This window comes from Deltaproteobacteria bacterium, from assembly GCA_020845895.1.
Taxonomy (GTDB): Bacteria; Lernaellota; Lernaellaia; order JACKCT01; family JACKCT01; genus JADLEX01.
In genome coordinates this window covers 1-6,628 of the sequence record JADLEX010000093.1, presented here as the reverse complement: position 1 = coordinate 6,628, position 6,628 = coordinate 1, and the positions used below count along the sequence as shown (strand labels likewise).

The following is a 6,628-nucleotide window of genomic DNA, read 5'->3' as shown; positions in this document are numbered from 1 at the left end:
GCCGCTGTCACGCGACGCAACCGCCGTGATCGCCGCCGTCAGCGTCGTCTTCCCGTGGTCGATGTGACCGATCGTCCCGACGTTCACGTGGGGTTTCTTCCGGTTGAATTTCTCCTTGGCCATCGCGTCACTCCCTACCGTTTCCGGTGATCGTGTGGGTCCCCGCTCTCAATAACCTCTCAGCCTCGTCACGATCTGATCGCGAACCTGCAGGGGAACCGGCAGGTATCGCGAGAACTGCATCGTGTATGTCGCCCGACCCTGCGACATGGATCGCAGGTCGGTCGAGTATCCGAACATCGCGGCCAGCGGCACTTCGCCGTCGATCACCTGGACCGACCCTCTCGGGTGCATGCCCTGGATCGACCCCCTTCGCGCATTGAGGTCTCCGATCACGTCGCCCACCGATTCCTCGGGAACGACCACCTCGACCTTCATCACCGGTTCGAGCAGCTGCGGATCGCCTTCACGCAGCGCCCGGTTCACCGCCCGGTTCGCCGCGGCGCGAAACGAGGCCGCGTCGGAATCCACCTCGTGAACCGCCGCTCCCGCGAGCGTCGCCGCCACGTCGATCACCGGGTAACCCGCGAGCGCTCCCACCGAGAGCGCGTCCTCGACGCCGGCTTTCACGGCCTCGGCGAAGTCGCCGGGCAGCCGGTCCTTCGACACGCGGTTCGTGAATTTGAAGCCCGATCCCGGTTCGCCCGGTTCGACCGTCAGATCCACCAAGGCGTACATCCCCCGGTTTCCGAGCTGCCGGACGTATTCCTCGCGGACCGTCGCGGTCTGCCCGATCGTTTCCTTGTAAGCCACCTGCGGCTTGCCGACATTGGCGTTGACGCCGAAGTCGCGCAGCAGGCGGTCCGTGATGATCTCGAGGTGGAGTTCGCCCATGCCGGAGATGATGGTCTGTCCCGTCTCCCCGTCGGTGCGTACCCGGAACGAAGGGTCCTCCGCCGCGAGCCGCCCCAGCGCCTCGGTCAGCTTGTCCTGATCCGCCTGCGTCTTGGGTTCGATCGCGATGTGGATCACCGGCTCCGGGAAATCGAGCCCCTCCAGAAGAATCTGGTGGGCCGGATCGCACAGGGTGTCGCCGGTCGTCGTCACACGAAGTCCGACCGCCGCCACGATGTCGCCCGCCTGAACCTCCTTGATCTCCTCGCGCTTGTTGGCGTGCATGCGAAGGATCTTGGAAAGCCGTTCCTTCTTCTGCTTGCCGACATTGAGCACGCTGTCGCCGATCGCCGCCTTGCCGGAGTAGACTCGCAGGAAACAGAGCTGACCGACGAAGGGATCGTGAAGGAGCTTGAAGGCGAGCGCCGAAAACGGTTCTCCCGGATCCGCGTGACGCTCCTCCTCCTTGTTGTTGCGGGGATTCGCGCCGCGGATCGCCGAAACGTCCGCCGGGCTCGGCAGGTAGTCGCAGACCGCGTCGAGGAGGGGTTGTACGCCCTTGTTCTTGAACGCCGATCCGCACAGCACCGGGACGATCCGAAGTTCGAGCGCGCCCTTGCGCAGCGCCGCGCGAATCTGGTCCTCCCCGATGTCCTGCCCTTCGAGATACGCGGTCATGACGCCGTCATCGACATCGGCGACCGCCTCGATCATCAAATTGCGAGAGTGTCTGGCCGATTGTGAAAGATCTTCCGGTACGGGCGTTTCCTCGAATTTGGACCCGAGCGAGGAGTCGTCGTATCGGATGGCGACCATCCGAATCAGATCGATGACTCCCGCGAAGCCCACTTCCGCGCCGACGGGGATCTGGACCGCGACCGGGTTCGCGCCAAGACGTTCGCGGATCTCATCGACCACGCGAAAGAATTCCGCCCCGGTCCGGTCCATCTTGTTGACGAACGCGACCTTGGGGACATGAAACTTGTCCGCCTGACGCCACACCGTTTCGCTTTGAGGCTCCACCCCGCCGACGCCGCAGAACACCGCGACGGCGCCATCCAGAACCCGCAGGGATCGTTCGACTTCGATCGTGAAGTCGACGTGGCCCGGCGTGTCGAGGATGTTGATGCGATGGTCTTTCCAGTAGCAGGTCGTCGCGGCGGTCGTTATCGTGATGCCGCGCTCCTGCTCCTGGACCATGTAGTCCATCTGGGTGGTACCCTCGTCCACCTCGCCCATTTTGTGGCTAACGCCCGTATAATAAAGGATCCGTTCGGTGGTCGTCGTCTTGCCGGCATCGATGTGCGCCATGATTCCGATGTTTCGCGTTTTCGCGAGCGAACTCGGTTTCGCCACGGCGCACAGCTCCCGATTCCAGACGACAACTCCGGGGGCTTGCGGTCCCCTTCACGTCGCTAAGGCGCAAACGAACGCGCCCGAAAATCCCATTTCACACACTCGTCGAACTCGTTTTGCCGCGAGCGGCCCGCGTGACCGAGGGACCTTCGTCGTCCCTTCGGCCGCGCTCGTGAACGCGTTGGTGACCCAACGCGTTGCCGCACGCGTCCCGGTGAGTCTTCATCGAGAGATAGGCTGTCCCGGAGGCCGCCCCTCGATGTCTGTAGCCGGGCTGCTTACCAGCGATAATGACTGAAGGCTTTGTTGGCCTCGGCCATTTTGTGGGTATCCTCACGCTTTTTCACGGAGGCCCCGCGGTTGTTGGCGGCATCGAGAAGTTCCGCCGCCAATTTTTCATTCATGCTCTTTTCGCTGCGCTTGGTCGCATGCGTGATCAGCCACCGAATCGCCAGCGCCTGACGGCGCTCGGCGCGGATGTCCACCGGAATCTGATAGGTGGAACCACCCACGCGGCGGCTGCGGACCTCGACCTGCGGTTTCACGTTGTCGAGCGCCGCGCGGAACACGCGGACCGGATCGTCCTTGGTCTTGTCACCGATGAGTTCGAACGCCTGGTAGAGGATCGACTCGGCGGTGCTTTTCTTGCCGCAGGACATCAGGCCATTGATGAATTTCGCCACGATCCGATCGTGAAATTTCGGATCCGGCAGGATTTCGCGTTTTTCAACGGCGCGTTTGCGTGGCATGGCGTCGGCTCCCTCTTACTTCTGGCCCGGCTTGGGACGTTTCGCACCGTACTTGCTGCGTCCCCGCCGCCTGGCATTCACGCCGACCGCGTCGAGCGTGCCGCGAATGATGTGATACCGAACGCCGGGCAGATCCTTCACGCGACCGCCGCGGATGAGCACCACCGAGTGTTCCTGAAGGTTGTGGCCTTCACCCGGGATGTAGCTCGTCACTTCGATTCCGTTCGAAAGGCGGATGCGCGCCACTTTGCGGAGCGCGGAATTTGGCTTTTTCGGCGTCGTCGTATACACGCGCGTGCACACGCCCCGCTTCTGCGGGCAGGACTGAAGCGCCGGTGCGTCCTTCTTGTCCTCGACTTTTTGTCTGGCGTTGCGCACCAGTTGATTGATCGTCGGCATCCGATGGACCCTATCTCATTGATTTTGCTAGATTCCCGGCCCCCCCGGCCGCGAAAGCCGGGGGAATCTAGCAAAAGCGTATTCCGGTGTCAACCCGATTGTCACCGGAATTCCAGATTTGTCGAATGGCGCGCGGAGCGCCGGATTATTCCTCGTCCTCGACCTCTCCCTCGATCTCGTCCTCGTCGACTTCCTCGTCGTCGAGATCGTCCTCTTCGTCGATCTCGCCTTCCACGTCGTCGTCCTCTTCCTCGTAGCGTCCGCGGCGGGAGAGATCCGCGAAGCCCAGCGAGTCGAGGTCGCGGCCGTGCGAATCCTCACCCGCGAGATCCATCATCATCTCGCCCGTGTCGGGCGTCTTTTCGACCTCCATGTCGAAGTCTCGGTACATCTTCATGCCCGTGCCCGCCGGAATCAGGCGGCCCATGATGACGTTTTCCTTCAGGCCGCGCAGCCAATCCACCTTGCCGTGGATCGACGCTTCGGTGAGGACCTTGGTCGTCTCCTGGAAGCTCGCCGCGGAGATGAAGCTCTCGGTGGAGAGCGACGCCTTGGTGATGCCCAGCAGCAGCGACTGGCCGTCGGCCGGTCGCCCGCCTTCGGACACCGCGCGCTCGTTCTCGTCCTGGAATCGGACCTTCTCGACCTCTTCGCCGAAGCGGAAGTTCGTGTCGCCCACATCGGAGATGCGCACGCGACGCAGCATCTGCCGCACGATCGCCTCGATGTGCTTGTCGTTGATCTTCACGCCCTGCAGGCGGTAGACCTCCTGGATCTCGTCGACCAGGTAGCGCGCGAGTTCCTCTTCGCCGAGCACGTCCAGAATCTCGTGCGGGTTGATCGCTCCGTCCATGAGCGGTTCGCCGCCGCGCACGTAGCTGCCGTCATGCACCGTGAGGTGCTTGCCCTTGGGAATCAGATACTCGTGCGGTTCGCCGACGTCGGGCGTGACGACGAGCTTGCGCTTGCCTTTCACGTCCTCGTCGAAGTGCACGTGGCCCTCGATCTTGGAGATGATCGCGTAGTCCTTCGGCTTGCGCGCCTCGAAGAGTTCCGCGACGCGGGGCAGGCCGCCCGTGATGTCCTTTATCTTGGTCGTGGCGCGCGGGACCTTCGCCAGCGGTTCGCCGGCCACCACCTGCTCGCCTTCCGCCGGGAAAATGTTCGCACCGACCGGCAGGATGTAGCGCGCGTCGCGGTTCGTTCCCGGAATCTTGAGCGTGTTGCCGAATTCGTCCTTGATCGAGATGCGCGGGCGAAGTTTCTGGTCCTTGGCCTCGACGATGACCTTGCGCGAAAGGCCGGTCACCTCGTCGAAGCTTTCGGCCATCGTGACCGATTCGATCACGTCGCCGTATTTCACGATTCCGTCGACGTCCGTGAGAATCGGCACCGTGTGCGGATCCCACTGGGCGAGCGTCTGGCCCGCATCGACGCTGTCGCCGTTGTTCGCGAGCAGCACCGCGCCGTAGGTCAGGCTGTAGCGCTCGCGCTCGCGGCCGGCCGACGTGATGACGAGCTCGCCGTTGCGGTTCATGACGGTCTGCAGGCCGTCGCGGTTGGTGACGAGAGACACGTTGTTGAGGTGCACCTCGCCCGGGCCGCGCGCGTGCAGCGACGACTGCTCGACTTTTCGGCTCGCGGCGCCGCCGATGTGGAAGGTGCGCATCGTGAGCTGGGTGCCCGGCTCGCCGATCGACTGCGCGGCGATGACGCCCACCGCCTCGCCGACGTTGACCAGATGCCCGCGCGCGAGATCGCGGCCGTAGCACAGCGCGCAGATGCCGCGCTTGGACTGGCACTTGAGCACCGAGCGGATGAGCACCCGGTCGATGCCCGCCGCCTCGATCTTCTTCACCAGGTCTTCGTCGAGCATCGTGCTCGCCGGCACGAGCATCTCGTCGGTCAGCGGATCGAGCACGTCCTCGAGCACGACGCGTCCGAGAATGCGATCGCCCATGTGGTCGATGATCTCGCCGCCCTCGGTGAGCGCGGCCATGTACATGCCTTCGGTCGTGCCGCAGTCCCGCTGCGTGACCACCGTGTCCTGCGCCACGTCGACCAGCCGGCGGGTCAGATAGCCCGAGTTCGCCGTCTTGAGCGCCGTGTCGGCCAGACCCTTGCGGGCGCCGTGCGTCGAAATGAAGTACTGGAGAACCGTCAGGCCCTCGCGGAAATTCGACGTGATCGGCGTCTCGATGATTTCGCCCGAGGGCTTGGCCATCAGACCGCGCATGCCCGCGAGCTGGCGGATCTGAGCCGTGGAACCGCGCGCGCCCGAGTCGGCCATCATGAAGATGGAGTTGAAGCTCTGGCGCTTGTCCACCACGCCCTTGGTCGTCTTGTAGACCTCCGACCCCATGCGCTCCATCATCTGCTCGGTGATCTTTTCCGAGGCCTGCGCCCAGATGTCGATCACCTTGTTGTAGCGCTCGCCGTCGGTGATGAGACCGTCCTGATACTGGCGGTAGATCTCCTCGACCTGCTCTTCGCTGTCGCGGATGATTTCGGATTTCGACTCGGGGATCAGCATGTCGTCGAGGCAGATCGAGATGCCGGCCTTGGTGGACTGCTCGAATCCCAGCGTGCGCAGACGGTCGGCCAAAAGCACCGTCGCCTTGTTTCCCGCGATGCGGTAGCAGTAATCGATCAGTTCGCCGAGCTGCTTCTTTCCGATGACGCGGTTGATCGCCGAGAACGGAACGCCGTCGGGCAGCAGGTCGCCCATGATGACGCGGCCCACGGTCGTTTCGACCAGACGGCCCTGAATGCGGCACTTGACGCCGGCCTGCAGGTGAACCTCGCCGTTGTCGTAGGCCGCGCGCACCTCGTCGGAGTCGGAGAAGATCTTGCCTTCACCCTTGGCGCCGGGACGATGCCGCGTGACGTAGTACGTCCCGAGCACCATGTCCTGCGTCGGGACGATGATGGGTTTGCCGTTGGCGGGCGAGAGGATGTTGTTGGTCGACATCATCAGCACGCGCGCCTCGATCTGCGCTTCGACCGAGAGCGGCACGTGGACCGCCATCTGGTCGCCGTCGAAGTCGGCGTTGTACGCGGCGCAGACCAGCGGGTGAAGCTGGATGGCCTTGCCCTCGATCAGCACGGGCTCGAACGCCTGAATGCCGAGGCGGTGCAGCGTCGGAGCGCGGTTGAGCAGAACCGGATGCTCCTTGATGACTTCGTCCAGGATGTCCCAGACCTCGGAACGCTCCTTTTCGACCATCTTC

At 63.6% G+C, this 6,628-nt stretch carries 5 protein-coding genes; all 5 read right to left on the bottom strand.

Annotated elements, in window-relative coordinates:
• Positions 1–123, bottom strand: a 123-nt coding sequence (tuf, locus tag IT350_12160; protein MCC6158797.1) for an elongation factor Tu, incomplete at its 3' end; no start/stop codon positions are given.
• A gap of 45 nt (positions 124–168) precedes the next feature.
• Positions 169–2,250: an elongation factor G gene (gene fusA / locus IT350_12155; protein ID MCC6158796.1), complete on the bottom strand. Its 2,082-nt coding sequence runs from the start codon at positions 2,248–2,250 to the stop codon at positions 169–171.
• Between the two features lie 278 nt (positions 2,251–2,528).
• On the bottom strand, positions 2,529–2,999 hold the full coding sequence (rpsG, locus tag IT350_12150) for a 30S ribosomal protein S7 (GenBank protein ID MCC6158795.1): 471 nt from the start codon (positions 2,997–2,999) through the stop codon (positions 2,529–2,531).
• 15 nt (positions 3,000–3,014) lie between these two features.
• A complete protein-coding gene (locus IT350_12145) occupies positions 3,015–3,398 on the bottom strand; it encodes a 30S ribosomal protein S12 (protein MCC6158794.1) in 384 nt (127 codons plus the stop codon).
• Between the two features lie 145 nt (positions 3,399–3,543).
• A partial coding sequence (gene rpoC / locus IT350_12140) for a DNA-directed RNA polymerase subunit beta' (protein MCC6158793.1) occupies positions 3,544–6,628 on the bottom strand: 3,085 nt, incomplete at its 5' end.

Bases quoted from the DNA above. Each gene is read 5' to 3' on its own strand.
- rpsG (MCC6158795.1), bottom strand. From the start codon at position 2,999: ATGCCACGCAAACGCGCCGTTGAAAAACGCGAAATCCTGCCGGATCCG.
- IT350_12145 (MCC6158794.1), bottom strand. From the start codon at position 3,398: ATGCCGACGATCAATCAACTGGTGCGCAACGCCAGACAAAAAGTCGAG.